Source organism: Limnohabitans sp. WS1 (assembly GCF_003063265.1).
In the GTDB taxonomy this organism is placed as follows: Bacteria; Pseudomonadota; Gammaproteobacteria; order Burkholderiales; family Burkholderiaceae_C; genus Limnohabitans_A.
Genome location: NZ_NERU01000018.1, coordinates 35,660 through 50,624, shown reverse-complemented (window position 1 = coordinate 50,624; position 14,965 = coordinate 35,660). Strand labels below are relative to the sequence as shown.

General features: G+C 59.3%; 13 protein-coding genes. 5 read left to right on the top strand and 8 right to left on the bottom strand.

The features are described 5' to 3' along the window. The first annotated feature begins 239 nt into the window (after window positions 1–239). Window positions 240–1,352 carry a uroporphyrinogen decarboxylase gene (gene hemE, locus B9Z48_RS17860; RefSeq protein WP_108380193.1) on the top strand — a complete coding sequence of 371 codons (1,113 nt, stop codon included), beginning with the start codon at window positions 240–242 and terminating at the stop codon, window positions 1,350–1,352. 157 nt (window positions 1,353–1,509) lie between these two features. Here hemE and B9Z48_RS17855 read toward each other — a convergent pair whose 3' ends face one another. Then, window positions 1,510–1,752 carry a hypothetical protein gene (locus tag B9Z48_RS17855; RefSeq protein WP_108380170.1) on the bottom strand — a complete coding sequence of 81 codons (243 nt, stop codon included), beginning with the start codon at window positions 1,750–1,752 and terminating at the stop codon, window positions 1,510–1,512. A 19-nt stretch (window positions 1,753–1,771) separates the two neighbouring features. Here B9Z48_RS17855 and priA point away from each other — a divergent pair, with 19 nt between their 5' ends. Further along, complete coding sequence (gene priA / locus B9Z48_RS17850) at window positions 1,772–3,877, top strand: primosomal protein N' (RefSeq protein WP_108380169.1); 2,106 nt, start codon at window positions 1,772–1,774, stop codon at window positions 3,875–3,877. 87 nt (window positions 3,878–3,964) lie between these two features. Here the strand turns inward: priA and B9Z48_RS17845 are convergent, their stop codons facing one another. After that, a complete protein-coding gene (locus B9Z48_RS17845; protein WP_108380168.1) occupies window positions 3,965–4,933 on the bottom strand; it encodes an AEC family transporter in 969 nt (322 codons plus the stop codon). Between the two features lie 187 nt (window positions 4,934–5,120). On the opposite strand from B9Z48_RS17845, the gene B9Z48_RS17840 reads away from it, so the two are divergent. Both B9Z48_RS17840 and B9Z48_RS17835 read left to right on the top strand, forming a co-directional pair. After that, window positions 5,121–7,196 carry an ATP-dependent helicase gene (locus tag B9Z48_RS17840; RefSeq protein WP_108380192.1) on the top strand — a complete coding sequence of 692 codons (2,076 nt, stop codon included), beginning with the start codon at window positions 5,121–5,123 and terminating at the stop codon, window positions 7,194–7,196. Continuing rightward, window positions 7,193–7,621, top strand: coding sequence for a hypothetical protein (locus tag B9Z48_RS17835; protein WP_146186324.1), 429 nt, complete (start codon window positions 7,193–7,195; stop codon window positions 7,619–7,621). The genes B9Z48_RS17840 and B9Z48_RS17835 overlap by 4 nt, the downstream gene beginning before the upstream one ends. 27 nt (window positions 7,622–7,648) lie before the next feature. Here the strand turns inward: B9Z48_RS17835 and B9Z48_RS17830 are convergent, their stop codons facing one another. From B9Z48_RS17830 to B9Z48_RS17805, 6 genes are all read right to left on the bottom strand, one after another. Continuing rightward, on the bottom strand, window positions 7,649–8,683 hold the full coding sequence (locus B9Z48_RS17830) for a LacI family DNA-binding transcriptional regulator (protein WP_233261186.1): 1,035 nt from the start codon (window positions 8,681–8,683) through the stop codon (window positions 7,649–7,651). Window positions 8,684–8,801: 118 nt separating this feature from the next. Continuing rightward, window positions 8,802–9,230: a biopolymer transporter ExbD gene (locus B9Z48_RS17825; protein WP_108380166.1), complete on the bottom strand. Its 429-nt coding sequence runs from the start codon at window positions 9,228–9,230 to the stop codon at window positions 8,802–8,804. 25 nt (window positions 9,231–9,255) lie between these two features. Beyond that, window positions 9,256–9,669 (bottom strand): biopolymer transporter ExbD, encoded by a 414-nt coding sequence (locus B9Z48_RS17820; RefSeq protein WP_089963644.1) that lies wholly within the window; start codon window positions 9,667–9,669, stop codon window positions 9,256–9,258. Window positions 9,670–9,723: 54 nt separating this feature from the next. Beyond that, complete coding sequence (locus tag B9Z48_RS17815) at window positions 9,724–10,530, bottom strand: MotA/TolQ/ExbB proton channel family protein (protein WP_108380165.1); 807 nt, start codon at window positions 10,528–10,530, stop codon at window positions 9,724–9,726. A gap of 71 nt (window positions 10,531–10,601) precedes the next feature. After that, on the bottom strand, window positions 10,602–11,285 hold the full coding sequence (locus tag B9Z48_RS17810) for an energy transducer TonB (RefSeq protein WP_108380164.1): 684 nt from the start codon (window positions 11,283–11,285) through the stop codon (window positions 10,602–10,604). Between the two features lie 126 nt (window positions 11,286–11,411). Beyond that, entirely contained in the window at window positions 11,412–13,295 is a 1,884-nt protein-coding gene (locus tag B9Z48_RS17805) for a glucokinase (RefSeq protein ID WP_108380163.1), read from the bottom strand. Window positions 13,296–13,572: 277 nt separating this feature from the next. Between B9Z48_RS17805 and B9Z48_RS17800 the strand changes: the two genes are divergently transcribed. After that, entirely contained in the window at window positions 13,573–14,955 is a 1,383-nt protein-coding gene (locus B9Z48_RS17800) for an MATE family efflux transporter (RefSeq protein WP_233261185.1), read from the top strand. Window positions 14,956–14,965 lie beyond the last annotated feature (10 nt).

Below are 14,965 nucleotides of genomic sequence, written 5' to 3'. Positions count from 1 at the left end.
TGTTTGAATGAACGTTTTTGTAAAAGCGACACCCTCCCCGCGATGACGTCTCTCAGACCACCCCCCATCGCCCCGAGGGCGGGGCTCCCACAATGACAGCGCCGGTGATCGCAGGGGAAAGACCCGTTTTTCACTTCAAACTTCACAGGGCAGGATCCATCATGGGTATGAGCACCTCCTCGCGGACGCCCCTGCCAGAGACGCCGAAAACCCCGGCCTGGGCCTGCCACAATAAGGGCATGAGCTCATTCGCCCCCCTGCAAAACGACACCTTCCTTCGCGCTTGCCTGCGCCAGGCCACCGACCACACCCCCGTCTGGCTCATGCGCCAAGCTGGCCGCTATTTGCCCGAGTACTGCGCCACCCGCGCCAAGGCCGGCAGCTTCATGGGCCTGGCCACCAACGTCGACTACGCCACCGAAGTCACGCTCCAGCCACTCGATCGTTACCCGCTCGATGCCTCCATCTTGTTCAGCGACATCCTCACCGTGCCCGACGCCATGGGCTTGGGCCTGTCCTTTGCCCAGGGCGAAGGCCCGCGTTTTGCCAAGAACGTGCGCGACGAAGCGGCCGTGGCCGAGTTGGCCGTGCCCGACATGAACAAGCTGCGCTATGTGTTCGACGCGGTCACCAGCATCCGCAAGGCGCTCAACGGCCGCGTGCCGCTGATCGGTTTTTCCGGCAGCCCCTGGACGCTGGCTTGCTACATGGTCGAGGGCGCAGGCTCTGACGACTACCGGCATGTGAAGACCCTGATGTACAGCCGCCCTGACCTGATGCACCGCATTCTGGAAATCAACGCCGATGCCGTGGCCCTGTACCTGAACACCCAAATCGAAGCTGGTGCGCAAGCAGCCATGATTTTTGACAGCTGGGGTGGCGTGTTGGCCGATGGCGCGTTCCAGCAATTCAGCCTGGCTTACACGGCCCGCGTTCTGAGCCAATTGAAGACCGAGCACAACGGCCAGCGCATCCCCAGCATCGTCTTCACCAAAGGCGGCGGCCTGTGGCTGCCCGAGATGGCCGGTCTGAACTGCGACGTGCTGGGTCTGGACTGGACCATGAACCTGGGCCGCGCCCGGGCTCTGGTAGGCGGCGAAGTCGGTGGCCTCGGCAAAGCGCTGCAAGGCAACATCGACCCCAACATCTTGTTTGCGCCCCCCGCGCAGATCGCCACCGAGGTGCACCGCGTGCTGGACAGCTTTGGCACACCACACACCGACAAAACCACCACCGGCCCCACGCACATCTTCAACCTGGGCCACGGCATCAGCCAATACACCCCGCCCGAGCATGTGACGGCGCTGGTAGAGGCGGTGCACAGCCATTCGCGGAAATTGCGGCAGCGTTGAACGTTGGGCCTTGGGCCTTGGGCCTTGGGCCTTGGGCCTTGGAAAAAAAATTACCACAGAAAAGTCGGTTGTTCTGGCTTTTTTGTGAAAAAAAGAAGATCCATCGCCTTGACTTATGCACAAAATATGACTTTGTGAGTTGATCATCTTTCAATTTTCATGCCCTCTTGCGCAACAGACCATAAATTCGTAAGTTGTTGATTTTATTGATGAAATTTAAAATGCCCACGGGGTGAGCAATCTGTTGAAAGCCTTGATTTTTAAGGGTTTCAGGGGGTTCATGACAAGTTTTCAACAAAGTTATCCACAGATTTTCTGGAGCATCCTCAAAGCACTTTGAAATCAAGCACTTAGCCTCGTTTTCGAGACTTTTCTTAACCATCAAAATTTTCAAATTCATTCAAACCTCAGGATTCCAAGTGCCTGCTTCTTTCTGGATCGACACGGCCGTTCAAACACCCGCCCACAGCCAGATCGGCGGATTGCTGAGCTATCGGTGCACCCAAGCCGTTCAACCAGGACAGCTTGTGCGGGTTCCTTTGGGGCAGCGCAACGTGCTTGGCGTGGTTTGGAAAGTCCATGCCTCACCCCCTGAAGGCATGGCGTCGTCGGCCATTCGCGAGGTGATCAGCGTGCTCGATGGCTTGCCGCCCCTCGACGAACCCTGGCGTCAATTGGTGCAGTTTTCAGCCCAGTACTACCAACGGTCTTTGGGCGAAGTGGCCCTGTCGGCCCTGCCCCCACAGTTGCGTGACCTGACACCCGAACAATTGGCACGTCGCCTGAAAAAGCAAGTCACCGAACGCTCCGTGCAAACGGCCCCCAGCCCCAGCCTGTCGACCGAACAAACCATGGTGCTGGACCAAATGGCTTTGGGTAAGGGTCCTTTTTTGCTGTTTGGCAGCACCGGCAGCGGCAAGACCGAAGTGTATTTACAGGCCGTGCAAGGCATGCTGGCGGCCGACCCGCAGGCCCAGGCTCTGCTGATGGTGCCCGAGATCAACCTCACCCCACAACTTGAAGAACGGGTGCAAGCCCGCTTTGGGGCGCGGGCGGTGGTGTCCATGCACAGTGGCATGACACCCGCCCAGCGCCTCAAAGCCTGGTTGGCCGCACACGCGGGCCACGCCCGCATCGTGCTGGGCACACGCATGGCCATTTTTGCGTCCATACCGCGCCTGAAACTCATTGTGGTCGACGAAGAACACGACCCCAGCTACAAACAGCAAGAAGGCGCACGCTACTCGGCCCGCGACTTGGCGGTGTACCGGGGCAGGCTGCAAAACGCCACCGTGCTGCTGGCCTCGGCCACGCCCTCGCTCGAAAGCTGGCACCTCAGCCGCTCGGCTACGCAGGACGATCCAGGCGGCCGTTACCAGCGCCTGCTGATGCCCTCCCGAATAGGCACAGGCGTTTTGCCCAAAGTACGCCGGGTCGACATGAACAAACAGCCCCGCCGCACCGTGTTGTCAGCCCCGTTGGTGGCGGCCATCCAAGAGCGGGTCGAGCGCGGTGAGCAATGCATGCTGCTGCTCAACCGCAGGGGTTATGCGCCCGTGCTGCACTGCGCCGACTGCGGCTGGAAAAGCGAGTGCAAGCACTGCAGCGCTTTTCGGGTGTTCCACAAAATCGACCGCACCCTGCGCTGCCACCACTGCGGCCTGACGGAACGCGTGCCCCGGGCCTGCCCCGAGTGCGGCAATGCCGACATCGCGCCCATTGGCCGAGGCACCGAACAACTCGAAGAACACTTGGGGCAATTGCTGGCGCACGTCTTGCGCCCCGACGGCAGCCCCGTGCGCATCGCCCGCATTGACGCCGACAGCACGCGCCTCAAAGGTGCCCTGGAAAGTCAGCTGGCCCAAGTCCATTCGGGTCAAGTCGATGTGTTGGTGGGCACACAAATGATCGCCAAAGGGCACGACTTTCGTCACATCACCTTGGTGGCGGCCGTCAACCCCGACACGGCGCTGTTTTCGAGCGACTTTCGGGCACCCGAGCGCTTGTTTGCGCTGCTCATGCAGGCGGCAGGTCGCGCCGGTCGCAACGCCGCTCAAAGCGCCAGCAGTGAAATGTGGGTGCAGACCTTTCACCCCACACACCCGCTGTTTGAGGCCCTTAAAAAACACGACTACCCCGCCTTTGCGGCCAGCGAACTGACCGAACGCACCGCCGCGGACCTGCCCCCCATCAGCCACCAAGCCCTGCTGCGTGCCGACGCCCGCACCCAAGAGGTCGCCCAGGCTCTGCTCAACGCATCCCGCGAGACACTGCAATCACAGCTGAACGCCGACCCCGCCACAGCCGACTTGGTGCAGCAAGTGAGCATTTATCCCGCAGTGCCCATGAGCATGCAACGCGTGGCCGATGTCGAACGCGCCCAAATGCTGCTGGAAAGCCCCAACCGCATGGCCCTGCAAAAAATGCTTTGGCACCTGCACGGCGTGCTGCATCAAGTGCGAAGCCAGCCCGAACACAAAGGCGTGATCCGCTGGCTGGTGGATGTGGACCCGCAGTCCATATGAAGGAAAAGGGCGCACGATACTCGCTTCGTGGGCCGGACTGGCACCCTTTTTTGCCGACCCGGGCCGTTGCGCCCTCGACACTGAGCGCTACATTTTGAAAAACGCCACCGCCCCTGAAAAGGTCAAGAACGCCGCAGCGGTGGTCACCAAAATGATGCGCGCAATGCGACCGTTGTCAGCGCCCAGTCGCTCGGCCAACAAGGACACATTGCTCGCGCTGGGCAAAGCCGCCACCAACACCATCACTTGCAGCGCCAAGGCCGTGATTTGCACACCCAACTGGATGGCCGTCATACCCACCAGCAAGACCAACACCGGATGCAAAACCAACTTGACCAAGGCAATGGGCAAATAATCGGCTGTCCGCAAGGGCTCCCCCTCCTGTTCGTGCGCCAACATGGCAGATCGGGCCAACACGGCACCAATGGTGAACAAGGCCACCGGCGATGCGGCGTCCGCCAGCAAATCCACCGTTTTGGCCACGGGCCCCAGCAGCTCCAGGTTCCAAAAAGAAAACGCTGCGCCCAAACTAATCGCCCAGGGCATGGGGTTGCGCAGCACGCCGACCAAGGCCTTTCGAGCGGCCACCGCCGCACCGTGCTCGCCCGCCGCATCCATGCGCGAGAGCGCTACACACAAAGACGAGGTGATCACCAAGTCCACCACAATGGTCACAATGGCCGTGCCCACCGCCTGCGCACCCAGCAAAGCCACCAGCAGGGGCACACCCATGAAGCCGGTGTTGGGAAATGCGGCCACCAGCGCGCCCAAAGAAGCATCGTTCCAGCGAATGCGGGCGTTCAAACTGATGGCGATGCTGAAACCCACCACCACCAAGGCGCAAAACAAATAGGTGAAAAACACCCCAGCATCGAGCAACTGCGCAATGGGCGTGCCCGACCCGAAGCGAAACAACATGCAAGGCAGCGCAAAAAACAACACAAAACCGTTCAGGCCAGGAATGGCCTCTAGGGGCAAAAGCCGCAGCCGGGCAGCCGCGTAGCCACACAAGACCAGGGCAAAAAAGGGAAAAGTGACACGCAAAATTTCAAGCATGCGTCAATTGTCGGGGTAAACCAGTAGTCACCAGGGCCCACGCCCGTCGCAGTGCGGACAAGTTCATGTCCGCCTGACCGTGACCCGCGACCATCCCTCACCCTCCAAAGGCCGCCCAAGCTTCGCCATGGCACACGCCAAGTCAGGCGCTATGATGATCTGCTTTGCCCTGATCGCCCACTTTCCCATGTCAGCCGGACTCAACAACGCCCAACTCGACGCCGTGAACTATGTCTCCGGCCCCTGCCTGGTGCTGGCCGGAGCAGGTTCGGGCAAGACACGGGTGATCACACACAAGATCGGTCGCTTGATCGAAGCGGGGCTGGAGCCCAAGCGCATCGCCGCCATCACTTTCACCAACAAGGCCGCTGCCGAAATGCGCGAGCGGGCCAAACAGCTCATTGGCCGTGCCGCCAAAGATGTGCTGATCTGCACCTTTCACGCCTTGGGCGTGCGCATCATGCGCGAAGACGGCGCGGTGCTGGGGCTCAAGCCGCAGTTCAGCATCATGGACGCAGACGACGTGACCAGCATCCTGAAAGACTGTGGCGGCACCACCGACGCGGCCACCGCACGCCAGTGGCAGTGGACCATCAGCCTGTGGAAAAACATGGGGCTGAACGCCGAGCAGGCCGCAGCCCAGGCCCCCGACGACAACGCCCGGGTGATCGCCCGCATCATGGCGCTGTACCAAGAGCGGCTGACCGCTTACCAGAGCGTGGACTTTGACGACCTGATCGGCATGCCCCTGAAGCTGCTCGCCGAGTACCCTGAGGTGCGCGAGCGCTGGCAAGCCAAGATGGGCCATGTGCTGGTGGACGAGTACCAAGACACCAACGCCACCCAGTACGAGGTGCTCAAACACCTGGTGGGCGAGCGGGCCCGCTTCACGGCGGTGGGTGACGATGACCAGTCCATTTACGGCTGGCGCGGCGCGACGCTGGACAACCTCAAGCGCTTGCCGGTGGATTTTCCGCAGCTCAAAGTGATCAAGCTGGAGCAAAACTACCGCTCCACCAGCGCCATCTTGCGGGCGGCCAACAACGTGATCCAGCCCAACCCCAAGCTGTTTCCCAAAACCTTGTTTTCGGAGTTGGGCGAGGGCGAACCCGTGCGCCTGAACGAGGCGGTGAACGAAGAACACGAAGCCGACCGGGCGATTGCCCGCATCCAATCCATCCGCAGCGGGCATTCGCTCGAATCCAAGCACCGCGAGTTCAAGGACTTCGCCATCTTGTACCGCGCCAACCACATGGCAAGGCCGTTTGAACAAGCCCTGCGCCGCGCCAACATCCCCTACAAGGTCTCGGGTGGGCAGAGCTTTTTTGACAAGGCCGAAATCAAGGATCTGTGCGCCTGGTTTCGCCTGTGGATCAACAACGACGACGACCCGGCGTTTTTGCGCGCCATCACCAGCCCCAAACGTGGCATTGGCCACCAGACGCTGGGGCAACTGGGCACTTTTGCCACGCAATACAAACTCAGCCTGTTCGAGGCCCTGTTTGCCGGCAGCCTGCCCAGCGCCGTCAATGCCCGGGCGGTGGCGGGCTTGCACGAGTTTGGCCGCTACATCAATGACCTGGAGCACCGCGCCCGCCAAACCCTGGGCAAGACCGACGCGTTGGCCTTTTTGCTGGAGTGGCTCAAAGAGATTGGCTACGAATCGCACCTCTACGACGGTGAAGACAACGAAAAAGTGGCCTCAGCCCGCTGGACCAACGTGCTGGAGTTTTGCGACTGGATGGCCGGTCGCTGCGGTGGTGAGATCGACGACGCCACGGGAGCCCAGGCCACAGAGATCAAAAACTTGCTGGACGTGGCACAAACCATTTCGCTCATTTCGACCCTGAGCGAACGGGAAAAAGACCAAAACGTGGTCACGCTGTCCACCCTGCACGCCTCCAAGGGTCTGGAGTGGCCGCATGTGATGCTGGTGGGTGTGAACGAAGGCCTGCTGCCTTTCAAGCTGGGTGACGACGATGCCACCGACGGGGCAAACCAAGAAGGCATTTTGCTGCGCCTGCAAGAAGAGCGACGCCTGATGTACGTGGGCATCACCCGCGCCCAGCGCAGCTTGGCGGTGAGCTGGACCAAGCGCCGCAAAAAAGGACGCGAAACCGTGGCCGCCCTGCCCAGCCGCTTCATTGCTGAAATGCGGCTGGACGAAAACACGGTGCGTGAAGACCCGCGCGAAAAGCTCAAGGCCTTGAGGGCCGAATTTGCCCAACGGGCTGCTGCCGCCGCAGCGGCTGCCAAACCATGACGATCGCACAAGTCCTCTCTCAACGTTTGTTGCTGTGCCTGGCATTGGGGTGGATGGGCCCCATTCAATCGGCACCCCCAGCGTGCCCAGACGCGGCCGACATCAGCGCCTTGCAGTTGCAAGGCCAGTGGCGGGTTCAGCTCAAAGCGCAGGCCCATGCATGGCGGCTTGAACTGAAACCCCATCCCGAACACATCGGAAGCCTGCGCGGCGAATTGGATACCGGGTCGCAACGCTTTGCAGTCGTGGCCGATTGGGATGACGGCGAATTCACCTTGGAAGAATCACACGACGGCCAACGCATCGCCGCCACCTGGCTGGGCAAGCTCAGCCCCAATGGCTGCGCTCAGACCTTGATGGGGGAGCGCGAAACCGCGCAAGGTGTGACGGACTCTTTTGAAATGCGCAGGCCAGTGACAAAGTAATGCCGTCCGAATTGGACACAGCGTGGCTTAATGCGCCTTGGTTGACTCACGCAGCACCAGGGTTGTGGGCAACATTTGTGGCTGTGGTTTTTCTCCTGCCATGACGCGCAACAAACCATCCACCAATTGGACTCCCGCAATGTCCATCGGCTGGCGCACCGTGGTCAGGGGCGGAAAGCTGTGCGCTGCAGGCTCCACATCGTCATAGCCCACCACACTGACGTCTTCAGGCACGCGAAACCCACGCTCTTTCAACACGCCCATGGCGCCAATGGCAATCAGGTCACTCGCAGCGACCAAGGCATCAAAATTCAGCCCGTGCTGGTCCAGGTGTTTTCGCATCGCCTCTTGAGCATCAAGTGGTGCAAAACTGGTCGGAATATAGAGAGACACATCGGCTTTGATTCCCGCCTTGCGCATGGCTTTGAGATACCCCGCATGGCGTTTTTCAGGTTCTGGCAAGGTTTTGTCGCCCATGAACGCCACACGCTTGCGCCCCAGCGAGAGCAAATGTTCCGTTGCCAAAACACCGCCACTCATGTTGTCAGAGCCCACGCTGCAATACAACTGATTGGGCATTTGCGCACCCCACGCCACAAATGGCAGACGCTGACGCGCCAATTCATTGAGTTGATCATGGTGACCCCACTGCCCAATGACCACAATGCCGCCCACACGACCTGAGTCGTAAAGCGATGAGATTCGATCCAGATGGTCAGCATCGACCCTTGACAACAACAAGTCGTATTGCCGATCCGTCAGGGCGTTGGCCAAACTGCCCAGCATGGCCAGAAAGAAGGGGTCAGTGATGTTTTGCTTGTTGGCCGCGTCAAAAGGGATCACCACCCCAATGGTCGAGCTGTCGCCCTTGCGCAAATTCTGCGCCCCCAAGTTGATCGTGTAATTGAGCGAGCGGGCCAACTCGATGATGCGCAAACGGGTTTCTTCGTTGATGAGCGGACTGCCGTTGAGGGCACGCGAAACGGTGGCGGTAGACACTCCCGCCAATCGGGCGATGTCCGCCATCTGAATTTTGCGTTTATCCGGTTCTGCCTTGGCCATTCATCTGTCCCATTCAAGTGGCGTTGATGGTAAATCAAAAAAAAGTCCCTCCCCTTGCGGGTTGGGACTTGGAAGTTTCCTTGGAAGAAACGTACTCAACAAAAAATGTCTGGACTGCTCAATTGACGAACTGCTCAGAGCCCACAATGCCCAGCTTGGTCAGCCCGATGCGCTGGGCACTGGCCATCACCCCCGCCGTCGCCTCGTACTTGGCCTTGGCGTGCGAGCGAATGTGCAATTCCGGCTGCGGCTGCATCGCCACCGCCTCCTTGAGCTTGGCCTCCAAATCCGCACGGCCCTCCACCGGCTTGCCGTTCCAGTTCACCACACTGGCTGCATCCACATCGATGCGAATCACCACCGGCTCCACCTTCTTGGCCGCGTTGCTGGGCAGCGGCATGTCCAGGTTCACCGAGTGCAGCTGCGCCGGAATCGTGATGATCAGCATGATCAACAGCACCAACATCACATCGATCAGCGGCGTCGTGTTCATGTCCACCATCACCTCGGGCTCGTCGCTGGCGCTTGTTCCTACATTCATTCCCATTTTGGGCTCCTTGCCTGTGTCTGTTTCAGTTGCTCGGCTCGGTGATGAAGCCGACCTTGGTGATGCCCGCGCGTTGCACCGCGTACATCACCCGCCCCACCGACTCAAAATCACTTTGTCCGTCCCCCCGGATCTGCACCTCGGGTTGCGGCTTCATGGCCGAGAACTTCTTCATACGCTCCAGCAAGTCCGTGCTGTTTTTGATCGGCGTGTCGTACAGGTAAATCTTGCCCGCCTTGTCCACCGAGATGATCACGTTCTCCGGCTTGGTCTCGCGCACCACGTTTTGCTCTTTGGGCAAGTCCACCTTGATGGATGTGGTCACCACCGGAATCGTGATCAAAAAGATGATGAGCAGCACCAGCATCACGTCCACCAAAGGGGTGGTGTTGATGGTGCCGATGATCTCGTCGTCGGCTTCGCCTACGTTCATGGCCATGATGGCTCCTTGTGTGCTCGCCCGGGCCGCGTTGCCACCGCCCGGGCGATGGGTTTATTTCTTGGCCGAGCCCAGCAGCACCGCGTGCAAGTCGGCGCCAAAGGCGTTGACCTCTTCCATCACCGCCTTGTTGCGGCGCACCAACCAGTTGTAGCCCAACACCGCAGGCACCGCCACCGCCAAGCCAATGGCCGTCATGATCAGCGCCTCGCCCACGGGGCCAGCGACTTTGTCAATGGACGCCTGGCCCGACATGCCGATCTTGACCAGCGCGTGGTAGATGCCCCACACCGTGCCAAACAAGCCCACAAACGGTGCGGTTGAGCCGACGGTGGCCAGTACCGCCAGGCCGTCTTGCATGCGGCTTTGCACATTGGCCATGGCGCGTTGGATGCTCATGCTCACCCATTCATTGAAGTCCACCGAGGCCAGCAAGCCGGTGTGCTTGGAGGCGCCTTCCAGGCCTTTTTCTGCAATGAAGCGAAACGCCGAGTCTTGCGCCAAGGTGTCTTTGCCCTGGGCCACGGTGCTGGCGCTCCAGAAGGTCTCCTTGGCCGCCGCCGCTTGCTTCTTCAGCTTGGACTGCTCGGCCAACTTGGTGAAGATGACGTACCACGAGCCCATGCTCATGATGACCAAGATCAGCAAAGTGCCCTTGGCCACAAAGTCGCCCTGCGCCCACAGCGCACCCAGGCCGTAGGGGTTTTCTTCGGCCGCCGCCGCAACGGCGCCTGCCGCAGCGACCACAGGAGTCGCGGCCGCAGCGGACGCATCAGCCGCTTGCGCCATCACAGCGCCCGCAAAGAACAGGCTGGCCAACAGGCCTGCGCCCAGGATGAGGTTTTTGGAAGGTTTGAACATGGTGAGGTGCTCCTGCTGTGTTCTTAAAAAAATCGGTTGAATTGGATGGACGTGGGCAAAGCGGGCTCGCTTTACTCCAGACGCCAGGTGTATTTCATGCTGGCCCAGCCCTGCTCGGGCTTGCCGTCCACGGTGGCGGGCTTGAAGGCGCATTTGGACAAGCCCGCACGCGCCGCCTCGTCCAGCCGCCTAAAGCCCGAGGACTTCTCGACCTCGGACTGAATGACCTTGCCGTCTGCGCCCACCAAGAAGCGCAGGCTCACGGTGCCCTCTTCCTCCAGACGACGCGAGGCGCTGGGGTAGTCGGGTTTCTCGCAGTTGGCCGAGTTGACCACGGCAGCCACCCGCACGGGGGGTGCAGGCGGTGCGGGCGCAGGTGCAGGTGCAGGGGCCGCCGGGGCCACTGCAGCGGGTGCAATCGGTGCCGCTTGCGTGGGTGCAGCCGCTGTGACGGCGGCAATGGCGTTGACCGGTGCGGGTGCGGTAACGGCCACATCCACTGGGGGCACGTAGGCCGGAGGCGGTGGGGGCAGGTTCTTGGGGGGAGGCGGTGGCGGTGGTGGTGGTGGTGGTGGAATGTCTGGCTTGGTGTCCTCCAGCAAGACCGCCTCCACAGGCCCTTGAATCTTTTTAACCACTGCACGGGCCAGACCCGAGCTGATGGCCCAAAAGAGCAAGAGGTGCAACACCACCACCAGTCCCAGCCCCACAAGGTGCTTGGTCGGCTTTCTTTGCCGGCTGGCGTAGTCGTCCATGGTTCGATTCCTCATTGTTGAAACTTTCACATGATGCATGAAAGGCCAGTGAATTGTAATTTGGTTACATGAATTTCAAAGAGTGAAGAAACAAAACTACATGAGGGTAATCCCTTGACTTTGTCTTTATTGACTGTGGGAAATTGATGGTCGGATGGGGGTGGCGGTGCGAACACCAAGAATGGGCAGGGACCGGGAAGCTTCCGGTTTGTTCACGAGCGCCATTGCTTTGCTTTTGCGACCTTCATCGGTTAGTCGCATTTCAAGTCCAACTACCAAGATATCGATCAGCAAAAGATGGAGTACCCGACTGATCATGGGCAGGTGGGTGGTGGCATGTTCGTTGTGCTCTGCGACCAAGGCGGCATCGGCCTTTTTTGCCAACAACGACTGGTTGGCTGTGATGGCGATCACTGGAGATCCCAGCTCGTTGACTTTGTTTTGCAAATCCATCAACTCAGGGAGGTTGCCCCCGCTGCTGATAAAAATAGTGGTTGTGTCATGGTCGACTAATTTGCTCACTAGTTGTTGCAAATGCGGGTCGGTGTGTGCACCACAAGGAATACCCAAGCGCAAAAACTTCATTTGAGCATCTTGTGCAACTGAAGCGTAGTTGCCCACAGCAAAAATTTCGACTCGTTTGGCATTCATCACAAGGTCAATCGCTTTGTCGATCGGCTCACGTTGTAATTCGTTACGCAATTGCAAAACCGCATTGGCGGTATTGCCCAGCACTTTAGAGCCTAATTCGAGCAGTGAATCTTCTTGTGTGACTTGAGAGTGCGTGATGGGAACGGATACGCTCAGGCCCGATGCCAAGCGAAGTTTGAAGTCAGACAGACCTTTGCAGCCAACTGAGCGGCAAAATCGGATGACGGTGGGTTGGCTAACTTGAGCAGCCAGTGCAATGTCATGGATGGGATCGTTGAGTACTGATCGAGGCTGTGCTAACACCAATTCGGCGACCCGTTGTTCAGCGGGTGATAGTTGTGTTCGCAATCGGCGGATCTGAGACAGTATGGCCGATCCTGCCGAATTGTGGAGGCTCTTAAGTTGGGTCTCCAAAATGGCCGATACACCCATAAAAGTAGGGTTGTCAGCGGTGATAACGTAAGTTGGAATGTTTTCTACGTATTGTCGGAATCGTCCCTTGTCTTCAAAGCGTTGGCGAAAACCGGATTGATCAAAATACGCCCCCAAACGAGGCACGATTGAGCCCCCAATGTAAACCCCTCCTGTAGCGCCCAACGTGACAGCAAGATTACTTGCAGCGGTCCCCAACATGTTGCAAAACACATTTAAAGTGCTGCAGCACAAAGGGTGCTTGTCATCCAGAGCTTGGCGTGTGATTTCAGTGGCGCTCAAATAAGTGCTTGGCAGTCCTTTTGCTTTAGACAAGGCCTGATAAATCAACTCCAAACCCGATCCTGAAACCAGTCGCTCAAAGGAGACATGATCAAACAGTTGAAGGGCATGCTGTAAAACAGTAATTTCATGATCATCGCGTGGAGAAAAACTGGTGTGACCACCTTCTGACCCTAACGAAAACCAGCCTTCTCCCGAAGGGATTAGACCCGAAACTCCCAGACCTGTGCCAGCGCCAAGCAAGCCGATCACACTGCTTTTGACAGGTTGCCCACCTCCCACTTGGCGCACAGCCTCGGCCCCAAGCCTTGGCAGGGCCATCGCCAAGGCAGTAAAGTCATTAACGACCACCAGGGTGTCCAGACCCAGGGCTTGGCGTGTTTGCTCAATTGAAAACTGCCAGTGGTAATTGGTCATGCGCACCTGATCGCCGTCGACTGGGGTTGCAATCGCGATGGCGGCATGTTCTACCTTAATGGGGTGAAGCGACTCCAAGTAAGTGCTGATCGCGTGTTCCAAGCTGGGGTGATCGGCGCATCGTAAAGAGGCTTGGTGGCTGAACTGGTCGCGTTCGAGTTCTAAGGCGAAGCGGGCATAAATGCGGCCAATGTCAGCGATGAGGCGTGGGGACTCAAGGGCAATCATGTCAGGAAAAGTCTCGTTTGTGAGGCGTTTAATGGCTCAGGCCTGTAATTCAATTACGTTGCTATTTTGGAGCGTGACAGCATTTTGGTAACCCGGTTGATCCGTTTAACCGCTGTTAGTGTGGCTAAGCGCATCACAATGACCAGCATCAAGACCAAGCCTTTTGCATTCTAGGCCCAATGTCGCCGAAGCTGTGTAGTAATGCTACGGCAGGGTGTGGTCAATTTTGCCCATACAGCGCGGCTTGGCGTTCTCGACTTTTATGAAATCCTTACCCGTGAAAACCGGAAATCTGAAGCCTCAGCCGGCCATCGCAACGCTGGTCTTGCCCCTGTTCATAGAACTGTCGCTCGGATTGGTGGTCGGCATGGTCGGCACGGCGCTGGCGGCGCGAATGTCTGACGCGGCGGGAGGCGCTTTTGCGCTGTCCCACCACGTGTTTGGCCTGTTGTTCATGGTCTTCCGTCTGGTGGGGGCGGGGGTGAGTGTGGTCATCACGCAAAACCTTGGGGCCGGGCATCGCCCGGAGGCCGACCGGGTTGCACGCGCCGCGCTGGCCTCGGGCACCTGGATGGGCGGGTTGGCAGCCATGCTGGCCTTGTTGTGCGCACGCCCGATGCTGCAGATGCTCAATGCCCCCGCTGATGTGTTGCTGCTGGCCGCACCGTTTTTGCAATCGCTAGCGCTCGCATTGGTGCTGGACGCCTGGAACGCCTGTATGGCCGGGGTCATGCGGGCACACCTGCGCAACCGCGACACGCTGGCCGTGATGATCGTCATGCACGCCACCCACTTGGCGCTGGCCTGGCCCTTGATGACCGGTTGGGGGCCGTTGTCGGCGTTGAGTTTGCCGGGTTTTGCGGTGGCCGTCATCATCAGCCGTTTGGTGGGCATGGCCTTGCACCTGTATTTGTGGCGGCTGCGGCTAGGGCTGCGTCCACAGTGGGCAGACTGGTGGCGGGTGCGTTGGGCTCAATTGAAGCCTGTGCTGCACATCGGCTTGCCCGGCGCGGCGGAAAACCTGTCTTGGGAGGCCGCCTTCATGGTCAGCGTGGCCGCTGTTGGCCTCATGGGCACGCAGGCGTTGGCCACCCAGACCTATGTCTTGCAGTTCAACATGTGGATATTGATCAGCGCCGTGGCGATTGGCATCACCGTTGAAATGGTGGTCGGCCACATGGTTGGGGCACGCCAGTTCAGGCAGGCGCACGATCTGGTGCGCAAGGCCCAGAAAATCGGCTTTGCCGTGACGTTGGTCGTGGCCTGTGTGCAGGCCTTGCTGGGCACTTGGTTGCTGGGTTTGTTCACGCAAGACCCGGCCATTTTGCGGGTAGGCAGCCAGCTGATGTGGCTGTCTGTCCTGCTGGAGACGGGCCGCACCTTCAATTTGATCGTGATTTCGGCGTTGAGGGCCACGGGCGATGCCCGGTATCCGTTTTATGCCGGGGCGGGCTCCATGGCGGTGGTGCTCGCGGGCGGCAGTTGGCTGCTGGGAGTGCACTGGGGTTGGGGATTGATGGGGGTCTGGCTGGCCTACGCGGCCGATGAGTGGATACGTGGTTTGTTGATGTGGCGGCGTTGGCTCACGCAGGGCTGGGTGCCTCATGCCCGAGCTGCTCATGCACGAATGCGACGTCAAAAGCTTGGGCTTATCGGTTGATATCGAACAT

Coding starts and splice junctions, on each gene's coding strand:
- hemE (WP_108380193.1), top strand. CDS start 240: ATGAGCTCATTCGCCCCCCTGCAAAACGACACCTTCCTTCGCGCTTGC.
- B9Z48_RS17855 (WP_108380170.1), bottom strand. CDS start 1,752: ATGAATTTGAAAATTTTGATGGTTAAGAAAAGTCTCGAAAACGAGGCT.
- B9Z48_RS17845 (WP_108380168.1), bottom strand. CDS start 4,933: ATGCTTGAAATTTTGCGTGTCACTTTTCCCTTTTTTGCCCTGGTCTTG.
- B9Z48_RS17840 (WP_108380192.1), top strand. CDS start 5,121: ATGTCAGCCGGACTCAACAACGCCCAACTCGACGCCGTGAACTATGTC.
- B9Z48_RS17835 (WP_146186324.1), top strand. CDS start 7,193: ATGACGATCGCACAAGTCCTCTCTCAACGTTTGTTGCTGTGCCTGGCA.
- B9Z48_RS17830 (WP_233261186.1), bottom strand. CDS start 8,683: ATGGCCAAGGCAGAACCGGATAAACGCAAAATTCAGATGGCGGACATC.
- B9Z48_RS17825 (WP_108380166.1), bottom strand. CDS start 9,230: ATGGGAATGAATGTAGGAACAAGCGCCAGCGACGAGCCCGAGGTGATG.
- B9Z48_RS17820 (WP_089963644.1), bottom strand. CDS start 9,669: ATGGCCATGAACGTAGGCGAAGCCGACGACGAGATCATCGGCACCATC.
- B9Z48_RS17815 (WP_108380165.1), bottom strand. CDS start 10,530: ATGTTCAAACCTTCCAAAAACCTCATCCTGGGCGCAGGCCTGTTGGCC.
- B9Z48_RS17810 (WP_108380164.1), bottom strand. CDS start 11,285: ATGGACGACTACGCCAGCCGGCAAAGAAAGCCGACCAAGCACCTTGTG.
- B9Z48_RS17805 (WP_108380163.1), bottom strand. CDS start 13,295: ATGATTGCCCTTGAGTCCCCACGCCTCATCGCTGACATTGGCCGCATT.